The following is a 21,361-nucleotide window of genomic DNA, read 5'->3' on the forward strand; positions in this document are numbered from 1 at the left end:
AAGGCAGGTATGAGCGAATGCACATTTACGCCGTCCATGTGTCATATTGATCTGCCAGCGCTGCAGCGCAACTTTGCGCGTCTTGGCAAGTCGGCGGCGCTTATGCCGGTTATTAAAAGCGACGCTTATGGCCACGGACTTTTGCCGGTGGCGCGCTCTCTGGCCGACGTCGGCGCGCGTCGCTTTGCCGTCGGCACAGTGAGTGAAGGCGCGGCCTTGCGCGAAGCCGGTCTTACGCAGGAGATTGTGCCCCTGTTGGGCGGTGTGAACGCGGAAGACTGGCACCGCGCGGCCGCACACAGCCTGGTGCCCCTGCTCGCCGACAGGGAAGACTTGGAAAAAGCGGATTTCTGCTGCCGTCCTGACAAAACGTTGCGCGTCGCGCTTAAATGTGAAACCGGCATGGCCCGTCTGGGTTTTACAGCGGAAGACATCCCCGCTGTGCTGGAGTTTCTGCGCGCCCGGCCGCATCTTGCGCCGGCGCTTGTGCTCTCTCATCTCGCCTGTGCCGACAGACCGTTGGATCTTGCGTACACGCACGCGCAGACAGAGCGCTTTACCGCTGTTTGCGACAGCCTGCGCGTGGCTTTTCCGGATATGGAACGATCTCTGGCAAACTCGGCGGGTCTGCTGGGTCTGCCGGAAACTCGTTTCGAGGTAAGTCGTCCGGGCATAGCCCTATACGGCGGAAACCCTTTTGCGGGAACCGCGCTGGAAAACTGCGGCGCCAGCCTGGAATGGGTGATGAGCGTGAGTGCTCCCGTGCTTTGCGTGCAGCGTGTCAAGGCCGGACAGAGCGTTTCTTACGGACGCATTTTTACGACGCCCGCCGACATGACTATAGCCGTTATCGCGGCTGGCTACGCCACAGGGCTTGACCGCAGGCTTTCCAATTCAATGGACGTGCTGATCGGCGGCCGCCGCGTCCCCCAGGTGGGACGTATCTGCATGGGACTTTTGATGGCTGATGTTTCCAGCCTGCCCGAAACGCGACGCGGCGACGAGGCATGGCTGATCGGCGGCCCGGTCGCGCATGGGCAACGAGCCGTTACCGCGCGGGAAATGGCCGATGAGCTGGATACTATTTCCTATGAGATACTCTGCCGCATGGGGGCCATGAATCCGCGCACATACGGTTGACCTAACTGCGCACGTTCCAAACGCGTGGCCACATGGCCATGAATCCGTGCACGTACGGTTGACCTTGCACTGCTTGCGGCGTATAATCTAAAGTTACCGGCATTATGATCCAAACATTACAACGGAGGATTGCCGCATGTTCGGCATTGGCATGCAGGAATTGTTGCTTATTTTGGTGGTTGTGCTGCTGCTTTTCGGAGCCAACAAACTGCCGGAAATAGGTGGAGGACTGGGGCGGGCTATACGCAATTTTCGTCGCGCTTCATCCGAACCCGATGAAATTGACATAACCCCGAAAAACAGCAACGCCTCCTCCTCTCCTGAGGAAGACAGCCGCAAAGCCTGATTGAGATGAGGATCATATCCATTCCGGACTGGTATAGCTGTTTTGTATATTTCTGTTTTTTTTTGCGCCGCCGCACTGCAGCGGCGCAAAAAAACAAACTAACCGGCATGCTGTTCTATTGCGTGATACGATGAATCAGGGAAAATCCGCCATGAAAGCAGAGCAGTTATCCGTTTTTTTGAAAATCGGACAGGACGCCTTGCGGAAGTGACGCATACGCTGGCTGAGGCCGGCGTCAACATCCGCGCCCTTTCTCTTGCGGACACTTCAGACTTTGGCATTCTGCGTATGATTGTGTGCAATCACATGAAAGCCCAGACTGTGCTGAAGGGAAAGGGTTTTACTCTTGGACGAACGAGCGTTGTAGCCGTGGAGGTGGACGATAGACCTAAAGGCCTTGACGATGTGCTGCAAGCTTGTTTCCACACACGGCATCAACGTGGAGTATATGTACGCTTTTATTCAGCGCGACAGGGGAAGCGCGGTCATAATTTTTCGTTTCGACAAGGTGGATCAAGCTGTAGATGTACTCAAAGACAACAATTTTACCCTGATACCTGTGGATGTTCTTTGCTTCTTTTTTAAGGACCTATTCGTTCATGGTGCCGTGCCGTATCGAAAAAAAATTGCAAAATTTTTCTTCTCCCCCCTTTTCAAGGAGAAAACCTGTCTTATCTCTATGTCGGTGCAAGACTGTGCTGGCACACACGCTGATGCAGTCAGTTGCGCACAAGATTTCCGGCGCGTTCATGCGCCGCATGTGTCCCGGCAAGGGCAATAAAATTTTTTTTGGGAGGTATGACATTATGAAGCTGAAACCACTCAACGATCGTGTGCTTGTAAAGCGCCTTGAATCTGAAGAAAAAACCGCCGGTGGACTGTATATTCCCGATACAGCCAAGGAAAAGCCTTCCAAGGGGCAGGTTGTGGCTGTCGGCCCCGGCAAAGTTGCGGAAAGTGGTTCCCGTGTCGTCATGGCTGTGACAAAGGGCGATGAAGTGCTTTTCAACAAATATGCTGGTACGGAGATCAAGCTGGACGGCGTCGAACACCTTGTCATGCGTGAAGAAGACATACTCGCTATTATTGATTAGCCATCGCTTTACCAAACTATCTATTTGAGGAGGAATATATACATGTCTGCCAAAGAAATTCTTTTTGATGTTAAAGCCCGTGAAAAACTCGCCCGCGGCGTGGATAAGCTTTCCAACGCCGTAAAGGTGACGCTTGGCCCCAAGGGACGAAATGTCGTGCTTGAAAAATCTTTCGGCTCGCCGATCATCACCAAGGACGGCGTGACTGTGGCTAAAGAGATTGAGTTGGACGACAAATTTGAAAACATGGGCGCGCAGTTGGTCAAGGAAGTGGCTTCCAAAACCTCCGACGCCGCTGGCGACGGCACCACTACCGCCACCATACTTGCCCAGACAATTTACCACGAAGGTACCAAGCTGGTGGCGGCCGGGCGCAACCCCATGTCCATCAAGCGCGGCATTGACAAGGCTGTGGGTGAGCTGATCAAGGAACTCGCCAATCTGTCCAAGCCCACCCGCGACCAGAAAGAAATTGCCCAGATCGGCACCATTTCCGCCAACACAGACGCCGCCATCGGCAACATCATTGCCGAAGCCATGGATAAAGTGGGCAAGGAGGGCGTGATCACCGTTGAGGAAGCCAAAGGCCTTGAAACCACCATGGATGTGGTGGAAGGCATGCGTTTTGACCGCGGCTATCTCTCGCCCTATTTTGTCACCAATGCGGAAAAAATGATCTGTGAGCTGGACAATCCCTACATTCTCTGTACCGAGAAGAAAGTTTCCAGCATGAAGGACATGTTGCCTGTACTTGAACAGGTGGCCAAAGTCAGCCGTCCGCTGATGATCATTGCCGAAGATGTGGAAGGCGAAGCGCTGGCCACCTTGGTGGTCAACAAACTGCGCGGAGCGCTGCAGGTTGTGGCTGTGAAGGCCCCCGGCTTCGGCGACCGCCGCAAGGCCATGCTGCAGGATATCGCCACACTGACCGGCGGACAAGTGGCGTCTGACGACACAGGCTCCAAGCTTGAAAACCTGGCCCTGAGCGACCTCGGCACAGCGAAGCGCATCGTGATTGACAAGGAAAACACCACCATTGTGGATGGCGCGGGCAAGAGCGAGGACATCAAGGCTCGTGTGAAGCAGATTCGCTCGCAGATTGAAGAAAGCACATCCGACTATGACCGCGAGAAATTACAGGAACGTTTGGCCAAACTCGTGGGCGGCGTGGCGGTAGTGCATGTGGGCGCCGCCACTGAAGTGGAAATGAAAGAAAAGAAAGATCGCGTGGAAGACGCACTGAACGCTACCCGTGCCGCTGTTGAAGAAGGCATTGTGCCCGGCGGCGGCACGGCGTTTATCCGCGTTGCCAGGGTGTTGAACGATATTAAGCCTGCCGACGACGACGAAATGGCTGGCGTGAACATCATTCGCCGCGCCATTGAGGAGCCGTTGCGCCAGATTGCCCACAACGCCGGATTTGAAGGCTCTATTGTGGTGGAAAAAGTGCGCCAGGGCAAGGGCGGCTTCGGTTTTAATGCCGCTTCCGGCGAGTATGAAGACCTCATCAAGGCCGGTGTCATTGACCCCAAAAAGGTCACGCGTACTGCCCTGCAGAACGCCGCTTCAGTAGCCTCCCTGCTCCTGACGACGGAATGCGCCGTGGCTGAAAAGCCGGAACCAAAGAAAGATGCTGCTCCGTCCATGCCCGGCGGCATGGGTGGCATGGACGGCATGTACTAGCCTAGGCCCCGGCAGGCCCGAAAAATGTGGCAATAAAAGCCCTCGTACAATCGCCCCCATCAGGTGGACAAAGTGAGAAAGAGCCCCTAGACTAATCCTTTGAAAACCTGATGGGGGGTTTGTATGTTAGCTGCTCAAAGCCGGGGACGACCATGGGCAAGACGACTACAATCCCCTTGCCTTCAAAAATCAAAGTGATCAAAACCGTGAAGGTCCTCCAGCGGCTCGTCGTTGCAGAGAATGCCGGGCTCCGCCGTGACCTCTCCTATATGCGTGAAGCCGGGAACTGCCGTTTTTAATGCTGCAAGCATGTCCGGCGCGCAGGAGCCGAGCAGGGCATAGTCCTCCCCGCCGATCAGCGCTTCGCGTACAGGGTCTTGTTTGTTATCTTCCGCACAGCGCCGGACTTCCGAGTGTAAAAGACGCTCCGGCAGACGAATAACCGCACCCGGCCCCTGCGGCGCGGTCTGACTGTATTGTGCGCCGTCTGCGTGCAGCAGACGGCGCAGATCGCGGGCAATGCCGTCAGAAATGTCCATAAGCGCCGGCGGACGGGCGTTGGCCCCCGCGCGCGCGAGCATGACGCCCGCGTCTATCTGCGGCGTGGGGCGCAAATGAGCCGCACAGGCGCAAGGCCAGTCGCGCAGCGCGCTACGGCCGTGAGCTTCCAGCATGCGCAAGCCAACGCGCGCGAGCCCCAGCGTCCCTATAACAAAAAGACAATCCCCGGGCACAGAGCCACTGCGGCCTAAAAAAACGCCGCTTGGCGAGATTCCGCCCCAGATGGTTATGGCAATGTGTACGCGTTCGCAGGCTGCAATATCCCCACCCGCAAGGGCTATGCCGTGTTTATCCGCCAGCTCGGCCATACTGCTGTAAAAAGCGTCGAGCCAGACCATGTCTGTCTGTGGCGGCAGACCAAGACATAGGGTGAAAGCGAACGGCTGGGCGCCGCAGGCCGCCATGTCGCTTATATTGACGGCCAGGGCTTTGTGGCCTGCTTCTTCAGGGGTAAAATAAGAACGGCGAAAATGAACGTCTTCCAAAAAAAGGTCGCTGCTCACGCACAGCGGTCGTCCGGCTTTGAGCAGCGCAGCGTCGTCGCCGCGGCCCAACAGCAGAGAAGCATGAGCGAGCGGAAAATGCTGCGCAAGGCAGGAGAGGACGACGTCTTCAGAACAAGGCGGAGGCATGTCAGTCTTCCATCAGTAAATATTCCGCCAGAATAATCTTCAGACCGAAACCGGGGAAATTGACCTGCACTTTGTCCGGCGGCAGATGTTTCACTATTTTTCCCCTGCCGAAAATACGGTGACGGCAAGCACCGCATGCCGGCGATCGCGCTGGTTCTCCTTCCGTGTTCCGCAGGGAATCGCAAGAGGGATGAGGAGAACGGGCCGGATGTGAAATTTTACGTCGCGTCAGCGTGCCGCCCAGACTCTCCACCCATTCCTCTGCAAGGCCCAAGGGTAGTTCGCGAACAAAAGGGCTTTGACTCACGTACAGGTTGCCGCGTGTGGCCCGGCTGTAAATGGAGGCGGGGGCGTACAAGTCAAGATTTTTGCGGGCACGGGTACAGGCAACATACATAAGCCGGCGTTCTTCCTCAAAATCATCCGGTCTTGCCAGAGCGTGCCGTGAGGGAAATCGGTCTTCAACAAGATCAATGATCAGTACGGCGTTCCATTCCAGCCCCTTGGCCGAATGTACGGTAGACAGGGTAATGCGATTTTCGTTGTCGCTTCCATCCGCTTCGGGCGATTCCAGCGCGAGGTCGGCTACGAAGATATCCAGCTCCGCATAGCCTGCGGCCATCTGGATAATTTCTTCTAGACCTTGCCTGCGGCGCGGCCAGTCATCAGGGTAGAGGAATTCCAGCTTGGGAAAATAGTGCTCCAATACGGCGCTGAAAATGTCCTCCGGCTTTTGTTGCAGAGCGCGCAGTTTGTCTACAAAACCAATATCCTCCTGCAAACCGGGATAACGGGCTAGAGCTTTGGACGTGATCGCCGGGTCGCAGAGTGACAATGCGGCATAAACTTTCTGCACCGTCTTTGGTCCGATGCCGCTGTGCAAAGCCGCCACACGCGCGAAGGCCGGCATGTCCAGCAGGTTGAGTACAAGACGCGCGTAAGCGACAATGTCTTTGACATGAGCGGCCTCAGTGTAACGCAGGCCTCCGTATTTGCGAAAGGCTATCCCTGCCTGTTGCAGGGCCATTTCCAGATGGTAGGAATGAAAGCCCGCACGGAACAGCACGGCAATTTCATGCGGCAGATATATGTCAAGCAATTCACGTATGCGGCGAACCACCAGAGTGGCTTCACTCATGTCGCTCAAAGGCATGACAAGACGCACAGGGTCGCCGCCTTCCGTACGGGTAAAGAGCGTCTTGTGGAAAGACTCCGCCGCGTTCGCCAGCAAACTGTTAGCCACCTCCAGCACCGGCTTTGTGGAACGATAGTTTTCTTCAAGGCGAATAACGCGCGTTCCAGGAAATATTTTTTGAAAATCAAGTATATTCCGTACATCTGCGCCACGAAAAGCATAGATGGACTGGGCCTCGTCGCCCACGGCCATCACATTGCACGGATCAGCCCCTACTTCCCCTGCAGCCCTGACACCGGCCAGAAGACGCGTGATGCGGGCCTGCACTCTGTTGGTATCCTGGTATTCGTCCACCAGAATATGGGTAAAACGCCGACGCAAGATTCGCGCGGCCGTCTCGTCAGCCAGCAGCCCCTCCAACTCGAACAGCAGATCATCATAATCGAACAGGCCCTTTTCACGACGCCATGCCGTATAGGCGACTTCGAGCGACACCAGGGCTTCAGAGTGCGGCAGCAGATGAAAAGCCTCCCTCTCAAGCACATCCGCAAGCGGCAATTCTTTGTTGCGGGCCTTGCTGAAAAAGCCAGCTATGGTTTGTGTTTTCGGGAAGGAACGATCCCCACGTCCCAGCTTGAGTGCCTCTTTGCAGTGTCGTATCGCGTCGGTAATATCTGACGCGTCCATGAGAGTGAAGGGGCGGCCATTCAGCCAGAGCGGATGGTTAGCGCGCAACGCTCCGTACGCGAACGCGTGAAAAGTGCCTCCTTGCGTTCTGGACAGACCCGCGCCAAGCAACAATCCCGCTCTGTGAAGCATCTCATGAGCGGCCTTGCGCGTGAAGGTCAACAACAGAATGGACTCGGGCGGCGTGCCGTGCTCCACAAGCCAGGCCAGACGATAGATGATGGTGCGTGTCTTCCCGCTGCCCGCGCCGGCCACCACAAGCACAGGGCCGTCGCCGCTGGTGACGGCTTCATACTGTGCTTCGTTCAGGGTAGCGGTGTAGTCAATCATATTTTATGAGAACCAACTATCTTTTGCGATATGACGGCTCACGCTTGCAGGCGGAACACGGTCAGGCGTCAAGCGTTCCTTTGGCATTCAACGCGTCAGCGATCTCGCGCAGAGCGGAAAGACTGCTCATCGCTTCTTCCTCGGTCAGGACATGCAACGCAAATCCGGCATGAACAATGAGAAAATCGCCGATTTTGGACGGCACTGGCAAAAGCATGGTGGATGCCGTCAGGAATGTCTGGCTTTCGCCAACACGCACGCGGACCATTCCCTCTTCCAGAAATTCCACAACCTGTACGGGAATGGCTAGACACATGGGATACCTCAAAAAACAGAATTAACAGATTCTGGGCAACGGCACGCCCTCAGGCATGGAGAGAATACGTCTGCCGCCGATGCGCGTTTGCAGCGTCACGCGACAGGCCTTGTCGCCGACCACAGTGCCGATGCGCGCGGCTTCCACTCCATAAGGAGAGGCGCGCATGGCCGCCAACGCGTCTTCGGCGCGATTTTCCGGCAGAATACAGATACACTTGCCTTCATTGGCAAGATACAGGGGATCAAGTCCAAGAAAAGAACAGCCGCTTTTGACGGACTCGTGCACTGGAATGGCCTCTTCCTCAAGCAGCATTGACACTCCGGACTGTTCCGATATTTCATTAAGCGTGGCGGCAAGTCCGCCCCGCGTCGGGTCGCGCAGAACGTGCACCGGCCCGGCGGCATTGATGACCTCAGCGATCATATGGTTTAACGGCGCCGAGTCGGAAGTGACATCCGATAAAAAGGAAAGATGTTCACGGCTGCCCATAATTGTCAAACCATGATCGCCCAGAGCTCCGCTGACAAGCACTGCGTCGCCGACTCTGGCGTTGTGGCCGGATGGCGTCGGGTCGGCAAAAATTGAACCTATGCCTGTGGTATTGATAAACATTTTGTCACATGCCCCTCGCGGCACCACCTTGGTGTCGCCGGTCACAATCAGAACGCCCGCTTCTTTTGCCGCACCGGCCATGTCCTGAACGAGGCTCTCAAGCAGTTCAAGCGACAGGCCTTCTTCCAGAATAAAGCCGCAGCTTATGTATTGCGGCCGCGCGCCGAGCATGGAAACGTCGTTGACCGTGCCGTGCACGGCAAGTGTGCCTATGCTGCCGCCGGGGAAAAGCAGGGGTGTTACTGTGTAGGAATCTGTGCTCACGGCGATCGGGGCATGCACGTCGCGCAGCAATGCCGCGTCGTCAAGTCGCGCCAGCAGGGGATTGGCGAAATGCCGCAAAAAACATTGGGCTGTCAGACGTTGGGAAGCAAGACCACCGCTGCCGGCGTCGAGCAGAAGGCAGGTGTCCATCAGTGCTCCAAATACTTGTAATAGGCTGCACAACTGCCTTCAGTGGAAACCATGCAGGGCCCTACAGGCACGGCCGGGGTGCATTTTTCGCCGAACAGCGGGCATGTGGTCGGTATAATACGGCCTTTGAGCACATCGCCGCAACAGCAGCCGGGCTGTTGCTGAGGCGTTTCCACAAGGCGGACGCCAAGACGCACGGCTGCGTCCATATCAGCATAGTCAGGCCGCACGGCAAGGCCGCTTTGCTCAATACGGCCTATGCCGCGCCACAGGGCGTCTGTAGTAATAAAAACTTCTTCCATCAGCGCGCGCGCTTTCGGGTTGCCAGCGTCGTTCACTGCGCGGGGGTAGGCGTTGACAACAGCAGGGGCATTGTCCCGCAATTGTTCGGCCATGCGGCAAAGGGCCAGCAGGATGTCCGCCGGTTCAAAACCGCCCACCACGCCGGGAATGCGGTGTTTGTCCGCCAGAAAAGCATACGGCGCAATGCCCAGAATGGTGGAAACGTGCCCAGGCAGGAGGAAGGCTTCTATGTTGGCGGCATTGTCGCCCTCTTCGTCCAGCAGGGTGCGTAGCGCTGGTGGCACCAGCTTGTGCAGCGAAAACACGCAAAAATTTTTGATCTTTTTTTGACGGGCGGTCAGCAGTGTGGCCGCCACGGCCGGCGCGGTCGTTTCAAAGCCTATGCCGGGAAAGACAATCACATTGTCAGGATTACTGACGGCGAGAGTCAGGACTTCCAAGGGGGAATAGACAATTTCTACGTGCGCGCCGGCGGCTTTGGCGTGCTTGAGGGTTTGGCCGCCGGGGCCGGGCACACGCAGCAAATCCCCGAATGTGGCAAAAACAATCTTTTCCCGGCCGGCCAATTCCAAAAATGCCGCCACATCCACGTCATGTGTGACACAGACAGGACATCCCGGCCCGGAAAGATGGGTGATGGATGCGGGCAACAGAGAACGCAGGCCGCTTTGAAAAATGGACACCGTATGTGTGCCGCATACTTCCATAAATCGCATGGAGCGTCCGTCAAGCGCGCGAGTCAGGCGCGCGAGCAGAACGCGGCAGAGTTTGGGGTCATGCAAGGCTGTTTCAAAGGTCATGGCGCTGCGTCTTGTCACAGATTTGCCACATACCAGTCTCCGGCCAGCCGTAGCCCTTCACGGACATCATAGCGCGGTTCATAGCCGAGCAAGATTTTGGCGCGGCTTATATCTGCAAGGGAATGCCGCACGTCGCCTGCCCGAAAATCACGGTACTCGGCAACGGCGGTGCCGGCCTCGGGCAGATGGCAGGCCACTTCTTCCCGTATCAGGTCAAAAAGCTCGTTAAGCGTAGTGCGCTGTCCAAAGGCCACATTATATATTTTATTGCGGTTTTCTTCTCCGGCAAAGCTCGCCAGCAGATTGGCCTGCACCACGTTACCTATATAGCAGAAATCGCGGCTGGTTTCCCCGTCGCCGTTCACATAGACGGGTTCCTGTTTGAGAAGGCTTGCGAACCATTGCGGAATCACGGCCGCATATGTGCTGTAGGAATCCTGCCGTTGCCCGAAGACGTTGAAATAACGTAAACCCGTTCCGGCAAAGCCGTAGCAGCGGGCAAAGACGTCCGCATAGAGCTCGTCCACATACTTTGTGACAGCGTAGGGAGAGAGCGGACGGCCGATAACGTCTTCCATCTTGGGCAGTTCCGGCGAATCGCCGTAAGTGGATGAGGAAGCCGCGTAGACAAAGCTCTTGACGCGTGCGTCGCGCGCGGCAACAAGCATGTTTATAAAACCGGTGATATTGCAGCTGTTGGAGAGGATGGGGTCGTCAATGGAACGCGGCACGGAACCGAGGGCCGCCTCGTGCAGCACATGGTCGACGTTCGCGCAGACCGCGTGGCAGGTGTCCATATCCCGTATGTCGCCTTCAATAAAAGTGAAACGCCCCCAGGCGTCCGGGCCGACAAGATCGCGTACCATGTCGAGATTTTTTTGATATCCTGTAAGGAAATTGTCGATCCCTGTCACAGTTTGCCTCAGCCGCAATAAATGTTCCAGCAGGTTGGAGCCGATAAAACCTGCAGCGCCGGTCACAAGCCAGCGGGAGGGTTTTTTTTGCAGTGTGTCGCACAAAACGGAATAGGCGTTCATGCTTGTATCCTTGTAAAGCGCATTGGCGTTAGTTCCGGCGGTTAATGCCGCGTGGACGTATACTTGTACTCCGGCAGTCCGTTTCTGTAAAGCCGACCTGCAGGTTACGGTCGTTTCACAACGCATATCGCGCAGATTGACGCTAAATTTCACTTTGCGGCGGGCGTCTGAGCATAGTTTTCAATGTCGTCGTGGTAACAGCACTGTCCATGCCTTGGCATTCTGCCAGAAGGGGAAGGTTCTCAAGCGCATCGCAGGGGCGTATATATAACGGTTCGATATCATTCGTGAAATAATCACCGTGCCGGGCGAGCAGGCGCAAAGCGTCCACTGAAGGGCTGACAAGTTCCGGCATGCGGCACAGACCGGTCGGCAGTCCGCATGTTTCAAAAACGGCCGCATTGCGCATAAGTCCGCTACCGCAGACATACGCCTGTCGCACGGCGGCATGTGCAGTGATTTCCGCAACGAGGTCATGCGGCGGGCAGAGCGTTGTTTGCCCTGTCGGCTGGGCCGGGATCTGCGGCCCGAAAGAGACAAAAGGCCTGAAGTGGACAAGATTGCGCCGTGCGTGAGTGAGAACACAGACAGGAACGCCGTACAATAGCTGCCGGCCGATTGTCGCACTTGTGGCAAGCGCCTGCATGTAGTCCAGCCCGGCCAGTCGGGCGCGGCTTGCGCGGCGCAACGCCGCTGCGGTGGTAAGAACAAGGCGTATGCCGGTAAAAGAACCGGGGCCGCGCACGCAGGCGATGCGTCGAAAATCTCGTAGACGCATACGTAGCGCGGCGCAAATCTCCTGCAGCGCGGGTGCCAGAATTTCTGTGGCCTTTTGCGGCGTGTTCCACTCTTGGAAGCAGAGCAGCGTCTCATTGTCGGTGACGACAATCTGCAAAAGATTCTCGGATGCGTTCAGCACAAGTTCAAGGCCGGTGGAAAGCTTGCACATGCCTATTTCTATCCCACATTTTTAAGCAGGCGCCAGACATCATTCAAAGTGGCAAGCAGCATAAGACAAACCAGCAGGGCAATTCCCGCCCGCATGGCGTAGGTTTGCACTTTCCCGTTCACCGGCCGGCGAAACAGGAATTCCCAGAGAAAGAAGACTATCTGTCCGCCGTCCAGCACAGGGATGGGCAAAAGATTCAATACGCCCAAGTTGACGCTGATAAGCGCTGTCAGCGCGAGCAGGCCGGCAAGACCCTGATGCATCTGTTCGCTCACGAGCTGTATAATCATGATGGGGCCGCCCACCTGATCAAGGGGCACAACCCGTTGCGCCAGTTTGACGAAACTTTGTCCGGTCAGAGAAATCATCTGCCAAGCTTGGGCCGCGCTGGCTGGCGCGGCGGCCAGCAGACTCAGGGGACGGGTGACCATCGTGCCCGCTGCGCGCACGCCGACAAGCCAAGTTGTTTCATCCTCGCCGAAAATGCTTTTGCGCACAGACTTGACCGGCGTCACGTCAAATGTCAATCTCGTGAAGGCTTCCCGCATGCTTTGTCCGCTGTCGGACTCCGCAACAGAAGACGTGGGCCGCGCCGTTTCAAAACGCAGTGTTCTTCCCTCACTGAGGGCAATGGCGTCGGACATTTCCTGCCAGCTTTGTACAGAAACGCCGTCAATGCTGAGAATGCGGTCTCCCGCCTTCAGCCCGGCGGCCGCTGCGGGGCTTTGTTCACCCACCGCGCCGATTTCCGGCAGCAGGACAGACTCCCCCCAAACAAAGGCCAGCGTCCAGCAGAGCAGCCAAGCCAACAGCAGGTTGGCGACAGGCCCGGCGGCCACCACGAGCAGGCGCTGCCAAGCGGGACGCAGGGAGAAGCTTTCTTTCCGGCAGAAGCCTTCGGGAATGTCTTCTTCATTACTTGCGCCAACCAGAGCCACATACCCGCCAAGCGGCATCAGCGAAAGGGCATATTCTGTTTTGCCGGGCTTGTATTTAAAGAGTTTGGGGCCAAAGCCCAAAGAAAAGACAGATACCCCCATCCCGAAACAGCGGGCCACGGCAAAGTGTCCGAGTTCGTGAAAAAAGATCAGACCGCTGAGTACAATGACAACAGCCATAATGGTCGTCATTTCTGTTGTTCTCCATCATTCGCCATGTTGTTCACAACGTTGCGGCTTTGGCGATCAAGCCGTTCAATGCGTTGTTGCAAAAGATGCACTTCCCGGGTGAGAGCGGGAAAGCGCTTTGCCGTCAGCGGCGGAGAAAGGGGAGCGCCCGGCTCGTCTGTCGTGTGTGCCCACATGGCGGCCTCAATCAGACGCGGAATATCCGCAAAACGTATGCGCCCCTGTAAAAAAAGTTCCACAGCCGCTTCATTGGCCGCATTCATAACAATATTCAGCCCGCCGCGCTGTTTGAGTGCCCTGCGGGCCAGCGTAAGACAGGAAAAAGTTTGTGTGTCCGGCTCATGGAATGTCAGCGCGCCGGCCTGTGCAGGATTGAGCGGTACCGCGCCGGCCGGTTCGCAGCGCGGCCAGAGCAGACAGTGCGCCAAAGTAAGCCGCATGTCCGCCGCGCCCATTTGCGCAAGCAAAGAGCCGTCCGTCAGCTCAACCAGAGAGTGCACCACAGACTGTGGGTGTATGAGCACGCGAATGCGGGAGGGATCAACGCCGTAGAGGTGAAAAGCCTCCAGAATTTCCAAACCCTTATTCATCAGTGTTGCGGAATCTATGCTGATTTTTGTGCCCATCCGCCATGTCGGGTGTTTCAGCGCCTGCTCGACCGTGACGTTGTGCAGTTCTTCCTTGGTCTTGCCGAGAAACGGCCCGCCCGATGCGGTGAGTACAAGGCTTGCCGCTTCTTGCCCACGTCCGGCAAGGCATTGAAAAATGGCGTTGTGTTCTGAATCCACAGGCAGAATGACGGCGTGGGTACGTTTGCAGATTGCACGCACAAGGTCGCCTGCGAGCACAAGGGATTCCTTGTTGGCAAGGCAGATGACTTTTCCGGCCAGCGCAGCGGCCAGTGTGCCGGCAAGGCCGGCTGACCCGACCTGGGCCGACAGCACTGTTGCGGCATCCGGCAGGGAGGCAAGCGCGGCATAGCCATCATGCCCTTCCAGTATGCACGGGGAATAGCCTTTCGGCAAAAGCCGCTTGAGCCTATACGCGGCGGCGGCGTCCAGTACGCCCAGGAAGGACGGACGAAAACGCTCTGCCTGAGCAGCCAGACGCTTCACATTACGGGCGCAGGACAGACCGATGATGCAAAAATCTTCGCGTTTGCTTTCCACCACAGCGAGGGCACTCTGCCCTATGGAACCTGTTGACCCGAGAATGACAAGCTTGCGCGGCCAGGCGCGCCGCCATCTTTTTGACGGCGGACGGGAAATATAGGAGATTGTCGGGCCTCCCAGCCCCGGCCAGAGTTCAGCCATATTGTCTCCGGGGGCTTGTCGCTAAAAAAAGAAAAACCACTGGTCCACAACCGCCACCGTGGGCATGGCGAACAAAAAACTGTCCGTACGGTCCAGCATGCCGCCGTGCCCTGGCAGAATAGAGCCTGAGTCCTTGACATGGACGGAGCGTTTGAGTGCTGATTCAAAAAGATCGCCCAATTGGGCAAAAGCATTGAGCACAACGCCCAGCAGCGCGAAGGAAATCCAGCCGAGCTTGCCGAAAATGGCGCCGTAAACGGCACAAAACACAACGCAGGCAATCAGGCTGCCTATTGCGCCTTCAGAGCTTTTTTGGGGACTCACACGGGGCCAAAGCTTATGATGACCAAAATGCGTGCCCACAAACCACGCGGCTGTGTCCGACACGGCCACGGCGGCCAGAACAAAAATGAGTTTGACGTTGGAAAGATACGTCGCTGGCAAAAGCAGCAGGGGCACATAGGCCAGACCAACCATGAAGATGCCGCTGGAAGCGAAGGAGCCTTCTTCTTCAACGACGTCCCAGCGAAACAGAAAACTCATGGCCGCGAGCACAAAGCCGGCGCCCAGACAGACGAGCGCGTCTTGCGGGCGGTGCATCCATGTCAGGACAATCATGGCGCTACCGAGAGCAATGGCGCAGATACGGCTTTGCAGGCGCCCTTTGGCGCCCCAGAAAAGCGAGTAGAATTCCCAGAGGCACAGAGCGCAAACGAACAGAACCGCACAAAGCAGCACACATCCTCTGAAAGCGAGCACAAGCGCAAGTGTGGCAAGCAGTGCAAGACCTGTTGCCAGGCGGCGTATGTCAACAATTCTGTCAGCCGGGTCCAGGCTCATGCGGCGGCTCCTTTGCTGTGCGCTTGCTGTTCAGATTTTTCCGAAGCGTCGGGAACGCGCTTTGTAGGCGGTAATCGCCAGATAGAGATCTTGTTCCCTGAAATCCGGCCAGAGCACAGGCGTAAAATAAAGTTCAGTATACGCACACTGATAGAGCAGATAATTGCTCAAACGCTGCTCGCCGCCGGTGCGGATAAGCAGGTCGGGGTCAGGCTGCCCCGCTGTATACAGGCGTGCGGAGAGACTTTCCTCGTTTACGTCTTCTTGGGACGCCCCTTCGCGCAGCAATGCCCGTGCCGCACGCGCCAGTTCAGCTCGGCCTCCGTAGTTGAGAGCCAGATTAAGCGTCATTTCCGTGCCGCCGGCCGTGCGTTTAATACTCTGTTTTACTATCTGCCGGACGCTGGGCGGCAGGTCGGCAAGTTCGCCGAGCACTTTCAGTGTTATGTTTTTTTCTTTCATAAGCGGAACTTCCCTGCCGAGAAATTCCCGCAACAGACTAAAAAGTTCACGTAGTTCCGTTACGGGACGGCCCCAGTTTTCGCTCGAAAAAGTATACAGAGTCAAATGCCGTATGCCCAAAGCGCGGCATTCTGTCGTCACGGCGCGTACAGCTTCAGCGCCGGCGCGGTGCCCTGCCGTGCGCGGCAGCCCTTTCGCTTCTGCCCAACGGCCGTTGCCGTCCATAATAACGGCTATATGCGTCGGCAACTTGTCCGGAACGTTTTCTTGTTCAGACATTTTGTGCAGTGTCCACTAAAGATTTACGCTTGAGATTGTCGCTTGATGGCGTAGTGTATTCGCTCAGAATATCTGCTGGGTTCTATCGACATTCATTTTAACCAGAGCAAAATGGCGGCAAGGTGAAGAAAGGGTATAAAGGACACTGCCAACTTGCTGTTCCTTCCCGTAATTATTCTGAATTATTTGATTTCCAAAAACATTCTTTCGATAATATTGTGCTCTTTATACAAATATTCTCTCCCATTGGTCATCGCTCAAAGCATGTCTACGTTGCACAGCAGTCCTCCTGCCATGCCTTTATCTTATTCTGTTTAACTCTCGACAGATTAGGCATTTTTCTATATCCAAACGCAAAGCATGCGCCGTCATGGCGATAATGAGTCCTGTCGTCGCCTGTGTGACGTCCAGTTCCCGGAGATCGTACTGTTCCGGCGCGTTCATAAAAATTCCAGCGCCTTTTTCCGTTTTCTGCACAGTCAACTGCGATCTGCGTCGGCTCAAACAGGGCCAGAGTCTTTCCCTCGGCGTGCTTCAATCAGCACTTCCATCACGCCGCCGCACACCATGCCGTTTTCTTCTACGGAGTCTATCATGTCAATGATTTTACAGCAATAACCGCCATCCCGGATAATGCGCCGCGCCTCCCTGACAACATCCGCCTCGGCGCACCCGCCTCCAATGCTCCCCACGATGCGGCCATTGTCGAGTACGCCCATCTTAGCCCCGACGCCTCTCGGAGTTGAGCCCTTGACAGACAGTACCGTTATAATCGCGGCTTTCTCATCATTTTTTTCGGCAAGCCACTCCAGCAGCCCCATGTCTGTAAAGTCCCCCTCGTATCGTCCGGCAGTCAGGCCGTTCTTCGCCGCCGGGCGTTGGCGCCTTTCCTGTATCATTTCAGCCACAATGGAAACGGCTATTTCTTCCGGGGTGACGGCGCCTATATCAATACCGATGGGGGCATGCAGCCTTTCCAGATCTTCCGCCGCATAGCCCTCTGCCAGCATTTGCCGCCGCACAATGCCCACGCGTCGGCTCGAGCCGATCATGCCGATGTAACAGGGGATGTCTATTTTTAAAAGAGCGTTCAGACATTGCAGGTCGTGTTTGTGACCCCTGGTTACAATGGCGATATAATCATTGTGGCGAATCGCAATACGTTGCGTCATGGATTCAAAATAGTCGCAAATGATTTCATGCGCGTCAGGAAAACGCGACCTGTTCGCAAAAGAGGGCCTGTCATCAAAAATAACAACATCAAAGTTGAGCATGGCACCCATTGCCGCGAGCGGCGCTGCAATGTGCCCCGCGCCCAAAATAATCAGGCGCGGCTGTGGAGTAAAAAACTCTGCTAAGGTGATCTCGTCGTCATGCCTGTCAACATGCAATGCAGCCTCACGGCCATCCGTACCGGCCCATTTGGCGGTGGCATTGCCGTCATGCACCGTTTTTGTAATACCGTTGGGGCCACAATGCGTAATAAACAACGTCTTCCGGCCATTTTTCAGATTTTGCAGCAACAGCTGATAACTATTCTGCATTAAACACCCCATCGGATTTGCAACGGTATCCTTGTGTCTGCAGCGGACAGTTCAGCCGAGGCTTAAGAATATTAAGAGACGCAGCATGTGTCCACAAAATGTTTTTTAGATCATCCATCAGATGGATTTGCCAAGTATGTCGTCGAAATCTTTGCATGTGCGGCACAAGGTTGTTTTGATACAGTTAGATGCCTCCGCCCTAGGAGCCGTCTTGTCAGCAGATTCGTCATGGAGACGCTGGGCCACGCGAGAGCGGGCTTTTTCTGCGCTCCATTTTTCCCGGCATGCGGTTACGCTTCGCCTGCGTTTATTACGCCCGCAAGCCGCGGGAAGCCGGTACAACAAAATACCCTTTCCGCAAAATGGCCGCCTTTGCCGCGTGGGGAGTCACCGCGTCCGGTCCTGTGCCTTTGCGTCTGTCTGCAGTATTGAGTCTTGTTTTGTTTGTTTTGGCCGTACTGTTGAGCATTTCCGCTCTGAAGTCGTATTTTTCGGGAGATGTTGTGCCCGGCTGGACTCCCACCATGGCGCTTATCATTCTCTATCTCGGCGCCATGCAGTTATTCTGCATGGCGGTCATCGGCGAATACATCGCCAAAATATTTACAGAAGTAAAACAGCGACCGCGCACAGAATAGAAGAGAAACTGCCGTGACTGTCGGACAAGGCACGTTGCGCCCGAGCAGACTGATGCTTTCAGTGCTGATTTACTCCGGCCGTCAGGGCGGCGAAACGCCGCGTGTTTAAATGGCAAAGCGCCACGGCCAGCGCATCCGATGCGTCTAGAGACCAGCGCATTTCCCGCGCGTTCAACAGACGCTTCACCATAAAGGCCACCTGCTCCTTTTCCGCCCTGCCTGTGCCGACCAGCGATTGTTTCACCAGCGTGGGTTCATAATCGCTGATGGACAGACCACATGCGGCGCAGGCCGCTACCGCTACCCCTCGCGCCTGCCCCAGCTTGAGAGCGGAAGTCGCATTTTTTGCGGTAAACACCTGCTCGACGGCCGCCTCGTCAGGCTTGTACCTGCCAAGCACCGCGATCAGCTCATGATAGATAAAGGCCAGTCTGGCGGAAAACGTCCTGTCAGATGGCGATGCGCGCACAACACCGCAAGCAACAAGGGCAAGCACGCCCGCGCTTTCACGCACAATACCCCATCCCGTGCGCTGCGAACCGGGGTCAATGCCTATAACGGCGACAGGCAGCGGCACGGCAGCAGTCAGCAAGACAGAAAACCCCTGTCCGCAAATGACGGACGCGTCTACTCCGTCGGCATGTCGTCGGGAAAATCCACATTGACGTAAATGTTCTGCACATCATCATTGTCGTCCAGCGCCTTCATAAAACGCAGCACTTTCTGCCCGATATCCGCGTTCACAGCCACCAGATTCTGCGGAATCATGGCAAGTTCCGCAGACTGCATTTCAATGCCAGCGGCCTCAAACGCGTCGCGCACAGCGGCAAAATCTGCCATGGCCGTGTATATGGTCCACACATCTTCCTCATCCAGCACATCGTCTGCCCCTGCCTCCAGAGCCGCCTCCATGATACGGTCTTCCGCATACGCGGCCTTGTCAACACTGACAACTCCCTTGCGCTCAAACATCCAGCCGACGCTGCCGTTTTCGCCGAGCACCCCGCCGTGCTTGGTAAAGAGATGGCGCACCTCAGCCACAGTGCGATTTTTGTTGTCTGTGGCTACTTCCACCATAACAGCTATGCCGCCGGGGCCGTAGCCCTCGTAAAAAGTCTCTGTGATATCGCCGCCCGCGTCTTCGCCGGTACCCTTGCGGATGGCCACCTCAATTTTATCCTTTGGCAGATTGACGGTTTTCGCCGTTGCTATGGCTGCCCGCAGACGGGGATTACCCGCCGTGTCGCCGCCACTTTTGGCTGCTATGATGATTTCCTTGGTGGCTTTTGTGAATATTTTACCGCGCTTTTCGTCCTGCCGTCCCTTGCGGTGTTGAATGTTGGCCCACTTGCTGTGCCCTGACATACATTGCCCTCCGAAAAATATGATTAAACAAGTTCTTTCAAAAAATGCAGCCCCGTAAAAAATGTTTCCTTGCTCTCAGCGCGCGAACTTTTTGGCTTGAAGGACTTGACCACACTGAAAGTCTGACGCATGGGTACCAGCAATTGCTGGATGTCCGGCCCCATAAAAATTTTGACTACAAATGCCCCATCCTGTTTTAAACGCCTGCAAGCGACTGAAAACGCCTCTTGCGCCAGTTTCAGGGAGCGCATCTGATCCGTCAGGTGAACGCCCGTGGTGCGCGGCGCCATATCGCTGATAACCAGATCAAACGGGTTAAACTCGTCCAGCCTCGCTTCAAACGCGGCTGAGCGGTCAAAAATGTCTTCCCGCATGAAAATTACCTGCGGCGGGAAGACAGTGTCGGTGTTTTGAATGTCGCAGGCGAACACCAGCCCTTCGCAGCCCACTTTCTCCGCAGCGATCAACGTCCAGGAACCGGGCGCGGCGCCCAGATCCAGCACTTTCATTCCCGACTTCATCAGACGAAATTTGGCGTCAAGTTCCCGCAGTTTGTAAATGGAACGGGCCGGATAGTTTTCCCTTCTGGCTTTGAGAAAGTAGTGGTCACGGTATTCCTTCATGGCCGACCTCAATTTGCCAGAATACACATTTTTTCCGCGTTCGCCAAGTCTTGCCTATGGTGACCGCAGGGCAATCGACTATTTTAACCAGAGCAAAATGGCGGCAAGCTGAAGAACGGCCTTAAATGACATGCCAACTCGTTATACTTTCCAACAATCACTTTGCATTGTTTGACTTCCCCAAACATTCTTTCAATAATATTGCGTTGTTTATACAAAAATTTGTCATAATGACGCGGTGTCTTGGGAGTTGACCTGGGTGGAATAACTGCCTCAGCATCCAGCATAGCTGCTGCCTCCACAATGTAATCCGCATCATATCCCTTGTCAGCCATTATACAGCACCTGTACTTTCATTTTCAAGCAGGAGCAGAGCTTGTAACAATCAGCCTGTTCTCCCTAGGTCAAAACGAATTTCATCGGATTACCATGAGCATCGGACAATGTATAACCCTGGTGTTGAATCTACCTTCGGAACAGCCTGTCGCCTGATTTTTCTACCCCAAAAGATATGCGTTTAGTCAGGCCGAAACGGGCGACAATGCGTTTTGCAAAGGGCGTGTTGTCGGCAAGTCATAAATGACGGCCGTCATGGCATGTATTTTTTATAAGGGCGCCTGCTGCGAGTCCACATTGAATATGCCGAGCTCTACGCCGCTGTGCAGGGCGTGGAGATTCAGTATGCGTCGGAGGTCTGCGGGAGTCCAATGCACATGTGACATACGATCTCCTTATGATGTAAGAATATTAGGAAGATATAGCGTCGGCAATATATTTCGTAAAAAATTTTGGTCAGCCGTAAAATTTTTTCCCCTCTTGACAATCCTGTAAACCATACAGTTCGGAAATTTGAGAGTTGTTTTTTAAAAAATAGAAAATTTATTTGAAAAATTGAGAAAAAACGAGTTGTCATTGTGAAAAAATTTTGAATGAAAGTGTGAATTTCTTTGAAATACAGAAAATCTCCAAGTCCGCCAACAAAGTGAGAACGATGCTGTTTTTTTAAAAAATATGGTATATTAAATAATTATAGTAAAATTTATTTGGGGAAAACAAAAACAGCTTCTTTCTGTAGTTGGCCTGATATCTTGCTTTGTCCGCAGACGGCGATAAGAATAAAAAGACCTC

The 21,361-nt window shown here is 55.2% G+C and carries 21 protein-coding genes and 1 pseudogene; 6 read left to right on the forward strand and 16 right to left on the reverse strand.

The window, feature by feature from the left end:
* Nucleotides 1–9 precede the first annotated feature (9 nt).
* The 5 genes and pseudogenes from alr to groL all read left to right on the forward strand — a co-directional run bounded on the left by alr (nt 10) and on the right by groL (nt 4,263).
* Nucleotides 10–1,140, forward strand: a complete 1,131-nt coding sequence (gene alr / locus RSDT_RS06760; protein ID WP_096400236.1) for an alanine racemase — start codon at nt 10–12, stop codon at nt 1,138–1,140.
* 136 nt (nt 1,141–1,276) lie between these two features.
* Complete coding sequence (locus tag RSDT_RS06765) at nt 1,277–1,486, forward strand: twin-arginine translocase TatA/TatE family subunit (protein ID WP_096400238.1); 210 nt, start codon at nt 1,277–1,279, stop codon at nt 1,484–1,486.
* Nucleotides 1,487–1,637: 151 nt separating this feature from the next.
* Nucleotides 1,638–2,057: pseudogene (locus RSDT_RS06770) on the forward strand (ACT domain-containing protein); the annotation flags it as partial.
* 235 nt (nt 2,058–2,292) lie between these two features.
* On the forward strand, nt 2,293–2,580 hold the full coding sequence (groES, locus tag RSDT_RS06775; protein WP_096400629.1) for a co-chaperone GroES: 288 nt from the start codon (nt 2,293–2,295) through the stop codon (nt 2,578–2,580).
* 42 nt (nt 2,581–2,622) lie between these two features.
* Entirely contained in the window at nt 2,623–4,263 is a 1,641-nt protein-coding gene (gene groL / locus RSDT_RS06780; protein WP_096400240.1) for a chaperonin GroEL, read from the forward strand.
* Between the two features lie 182 nt (nt 4,264–4,445).
* Here the strand turns inward: groL and thiL are convergent, their stop codons facing one another.
* From thiL to RSDT_RS06845, 12 genes are all read right to left on the reverse strand, one after another.
* On the reverse strand, nt 4,446–5,456 hold the full coding sequence (thiL, locus tag RSDT_RS06785; RefSeq protein ID WP_096400242.1) for a thiamine-phosphate kinase: 1,011 nt from the start codon (nt 5,454–5,456) through the stop codon (nt 4,446–4,448).
* Between the two features lies 1 nt (nt 5,457).
* The gene (locus RSDT_RS06790) at nt 5,458–7,608 is read right to left on the reverse strand and encodes an ATP-dependent helicase (RefSeq protein WP_096400244.1); all 2,151 of its coding nucleotides are present in this window, start codon (nt 7,606–7,608) and stop codon (nt 5,458–5,460) included.
* A gap of 61 nt (nt 7,609–7,669) precedes the next feature.
* The gene (locus RSDT_RS06795; RefSeq protein ID WP_096400246.1) at nt 7,670–7,924 is read right to left on the reverse strand and encodes a HypC/HybG/HupF family hydrogenase formation chaperone; all 255 of its coding nucleotides are present in this window, start codon (nt 7,922–7,924) and stop codon (nt 7,670–7,672) included.
* A 21-nt stretch (nt 7,925–7,945) separates the two neighbouring features.
* Complete coding sequence (hypE, locus tag RSDT_RS06800) at nt 7,946–8,953, reverse strand: hydrogenase expression/formation protein HypE (RefSeq protein ID WP_096400248.1); 1,008 nt, start codon at nt 8,951–8,953, stop codon at nt 7,946–7,948.
* Nucleotides 8,953–10,056 (reverse strand): hydrogenase formation protein HypD, encoded by a 1,104-nt coding sequence (gene hypD, locus RSDT_RS06805; protein ID WP_096400631.1) that lies wholly within the window; start codon nt 10,054–10,056, stop codon nt 8,953–8,955. Before hypD ends, hypE begins: the two co-directional genes overlap by 1 nt.
* Nucleotides 10,057–10,070: 14 nt before the next feature.
* Nucleotides 10,071–11,093, reverse strand: a complete 1,023-nt coding sequence (locus tag RSDT_RS06810) for an NAD-dependent epimerase/dehydratase family protein (protein WP_096400250.1) — start codon at nt 11,091–11,093, stop codon at nt 10,071–10,073.
* A 142-nt stretch (nt 11,094–11,235) separates the two neighbouring features.
* Nucleotides 11,236–12,042 carry a tRNA (adenosine(37)-N6)-threonylcarbamoyltransferase complex dimerization subunit type 1 TsaB gene (tsaB, locus tag RSDT_RS06815; RefSeq protein ID WP_096400252.1) on the reverse strand — a complete coding sequence of 269 codons (807 nt, stop codon included), beginning with the start codon at nt 12,040–12,042 and terminating at the stop codon, nt 11,236–11,238.
* 8 nt (nt 12,043–12,050) lie between these two features.
* Nucleotides 12,051–13,172, reverse strand: a complete 1,122-nt coding sequence (rseP, locus tag RSDT_RS06820) for an RIP metalloprotease RseP (protein WP_096400254.1) — start codon at nt 13,170–13,172, stop codon at nt 12,051–12,053.
* Nucleotides 13,169–14,482 carry a 1-deoxy-D-xylulose-5-phosphate reductoisomerase gene (gene dxr / locus RSDT_RS06825; protein ID WP_096400256.1) on the reverse strand — a complete coding sequence of 438 codons (1,314 nt, stop codon included), beginning with the start codon at nt 14,480–14,482 and terminating at the stop codon, nt 13,169–13,171. The genes rseP and dxr overlap by 4 nt, the downstream gene beginning before the upstream one ends.
* 21 nt (nt 14,483–14,503) lie before the next feature.
* Nucleotides 14,504–15,322: a phosphatidate cytidylyltransferase gene (locus RSDT_RS06830; RefSeq protein WP_096400258.1), complete on the reverse strand. Its 819-nt coding sequence runs from the start codon at nt 15,320–15,322 to the stop codon at nt 14,504–14,506.
* A 30-nt stretch (nt 15,323–15,352) separates the two neighbouring features.
* Nucleotides 15,353–16,063 carry a polyprenyl diphosphate synthase gene (uppS, locus tag RSDT_RS06835; protein WP_096400260.1) on the reverse strand — a complete coding sequence of 237 codons (711 nt, stop codon included), beginning with the start codon at nt 16,061–16,063 and terminating at the stop codon, nt 15,353–15,355.
* A 500-nt stretch (nt 16,064–16,563) separates the two neighbouring features.
* The gene (locus RSDT_RS06845; RefSeq protein ID WP_172414425.1) at nt 16,564–17,607 is read right to left on the reverse strand and encodes an XdhC family protein; all 1,044 of its coding nucleotides are present in this window, start codon (nt 17,605–17,607) and stop codon (nt 16,564–16,566) included.
* A gap of 284 nt (nt 17,608–17,891) precedes the next feature.
* Between RSDT_RS06845 and RSDT_RS06850 the strand changes: the two genes are divergently transcribed.
* Nucleotides 17,892–18,245: a hypothetical protein gene (locus tag RSDT_RS06850; protein WP_096400266.1), complete on the forward strand. Its 354-nt coding sequence runs from the start codon at nt 17,892–17,894 to the stop codon at nt 18,243–18,245.
* Between the two features lie 58 nt (nt 18,246–18,303).
* Here the strand turns inward: RSDT_RS06850 and ruvC are convergent, their stop codons facing one another.
* From ruvC to RSDT_RS06870, 4 genes are all read right to left on the reverse strand, one after another.
* Nucleotides 18,304–18,822: a crossover junction endodeoxyribonuclease RuvC gene (gene ruvC, locus RSDT_RS06855; RefSeq protein ID WP_096400633.1), complete on the reverse strand. Its 519-nt coding sequence runs from the start codon at nt 18,820–18,822 to the stop codon at nt 18,304–18,306.
* A 50-nt stretch (nt 18,823–18,872) separates the two neighbouring features.
* Nucleotides 18,873–19,610 (reverse strand): YebC/PmpR family DNA-binding transcriptional regulator, encoded by a 738-nt coding sequence (locus RSDT_RS06860; protein WP_096400268.1) that lies wholly within the window; start codon nt 19,608–19,610, stop codon nt 18,873–18,875.
* Nucleotides 19,611–19,633: 23 nt separating this feature from the next.
* On the reverse strand, nt 19,634–20,233 hold the full coding sequence (locus RSDT_RS06865) for an SAM-dependent methyltransferase (RefSeq protein ID WP_096400270.1): 600 nt from the start codon (nt 20,231–20,233) through the stop codon (nt 19,634–19,636).
* A gap of 83 nt (nt 20,234–20,316) precedes the next feature.
* The gene (locus RSDT_RS06870) at nt 20,317–20,568 is read right to left on the reverse strand and encodes a transposase (RefSeq protein WP_096400272.1); all 252 of its coding nucleotides are present in this window, start codon (nt 20,566–20,568) and stop codon (nt 20,317–20,319) included.
* Nucleotides 20,569–21,361: the final 793 nt, after the last annotated feature.

The organism is Candidatus Desulfovibrio trichonymphae (genome assembly GCF_002355955.1).
Taxonomy (GTDB): Bacteria; Desulfobacterota; Desulfovibrionia; order Desulfovibrionales; family Desulfovibrionaceae; genus Desulfovibrio; species Desulfovibrio trichonymphae.

Excerpts from the sequence above, each read along its gene's own strand:
- alr (WP_096400236.1), top strand. The coding sequence starts at position 10 with ATGAGCGAATGCACATTTACGCCGTCCATGTGTCATATTGATCTGCCA.
- RSDT_RS06765 (WP_096400238.1), top strand. The coding sequence starts at position 1,277 with ATGTTCGGCATTGGCATGCAGGAATTGTTGCTTATTTTGGTGGTTGTG.
- groES (WP_096400629.1), top strand. The coding sequence starts at position 2,293 with ATGAAGCTGAAACCACTCAACGATCGTGTGCTTGTAAAGCGCCTTGAA.
- groL (WP_096400240.1), top strand. The coding sequence starts at position 2,623 with ATGTCTGCCAAAGAAATTCTTTTTGATGTTAAAGCCCGTGAAAAACTC.
- thiL (WP_096400242.1), bottom strand. The coding sequence starts at position 5,456 with ATGCCTCCGCCTTGTTCTGAAGACGTCGTCCTCTCCTGCCTTGCGCAG.
- RSDT_RS06790 (WP_096400244.1), bottom strand. The coding sequence starts at position 7,608 with ATGATTGACTACACCGCTACCCTGAACGAAGCACAGTATGAAGCCGTC.
- RSDT_RS06795 (WP_096400246.1), bottom strand. The coding sequence starts at position 7,924 with ATGTGTCTAGCCATTCCCGTACAGGTTGTGGAATTTCTGGAAGAGGGA.
- hypE (WP_096400248.1), bottom strand. The coding sequence starts at position 8,953 with ATGGACACCTGCCTTCTGCTCGACGCCGGCAGCGGTGGTCTTGCTTCC.
- hypD (WP_096400631.1), bottom strand. The coding sequence starts at position 10,056 with ATGACCTTTGAAACAGCCTTGCATGACCCCAAACTCTGCCGCGTTCTG.
- RSDT_RS06810 (WP_096400250.1), bottom strand. The coding sequence starts at position 11,093 with ATGAACGCCTATTCCGTTTTGTGCGACACACTGCAAAAAAAACCCTCC.
- tsaB (WP_096400252.1), bottom strand. The coding sequence starts at position 12,042 with ATGTGCAAGCTTTCCACCGGCCTTGAACTTGTGCTGAACGCATCCGAG.
- rseP (WP_096400254.1), bottom strand. The coding sequence starts at position 13,172 with ATGACGACCATTATGGCTGTTGTCATTGTACTCAGCGGTCTGATCTTT.
- dxr (WP_096400256.1), bottom strand. The coding sequence starts at position 14,482 with ATGGCTGAACTCTGGCCGGGGCTGGGAGGCCCGACAATCTCCTATATT.
- RSDT_RS06830 (WP_096400258.1), bottom strand. The coding sequence starts at position 15,322 with ATGAGCCTGGACCCGGCTGACAGAATTGTTGACATACGCCGCCTGGCA.
- uppS (WP_096400260.1), bottom strand. The coding sequence starts at position 16,063 with ATGTCTGAACAAGAAAACGTTCCGGACAAGTTGCCGACGCATATAGCC.
- RSDT_RS06845 (WP_172414425.1), bottom strand. The coding sequence starts at position 17,607 with ATGCAGAATAGTTATCAGCTGTTGCTGCAAAATCTGAAAAATGGCCGG.
- RSDT_RS06850 (WP_096400266.1), top strand. The coding sequence starts at position 17,892 with ATGCGGTTACGCTTCGCCTGCGTTTATTACGCCCGCAAGCCGCGGGAA.
- RSDT_RS06860 (WP_096400268.1), bottom strand. The coding sequence starts at position 19,610 with ATGTCAGGGCACAGCAAGTGGGCCAACATTCAACACCGCAAGGGACGG.
- RSDT_RS06865 (WP_096400270.1), bottom strand. The coding sequence starts at position 20,233 with ATGAAGGAATACCGTGACCACTACTTTCTCAAAGCCAGAAGGGAAAAC.
- RSDT_RS06870 (WP_096400272.1), bottom strand. The coding sequence starts at position 20,568 with ATGGCTGACAAGGGATATGATGCGGATTACATTGTGGAGGCAGCAGCT.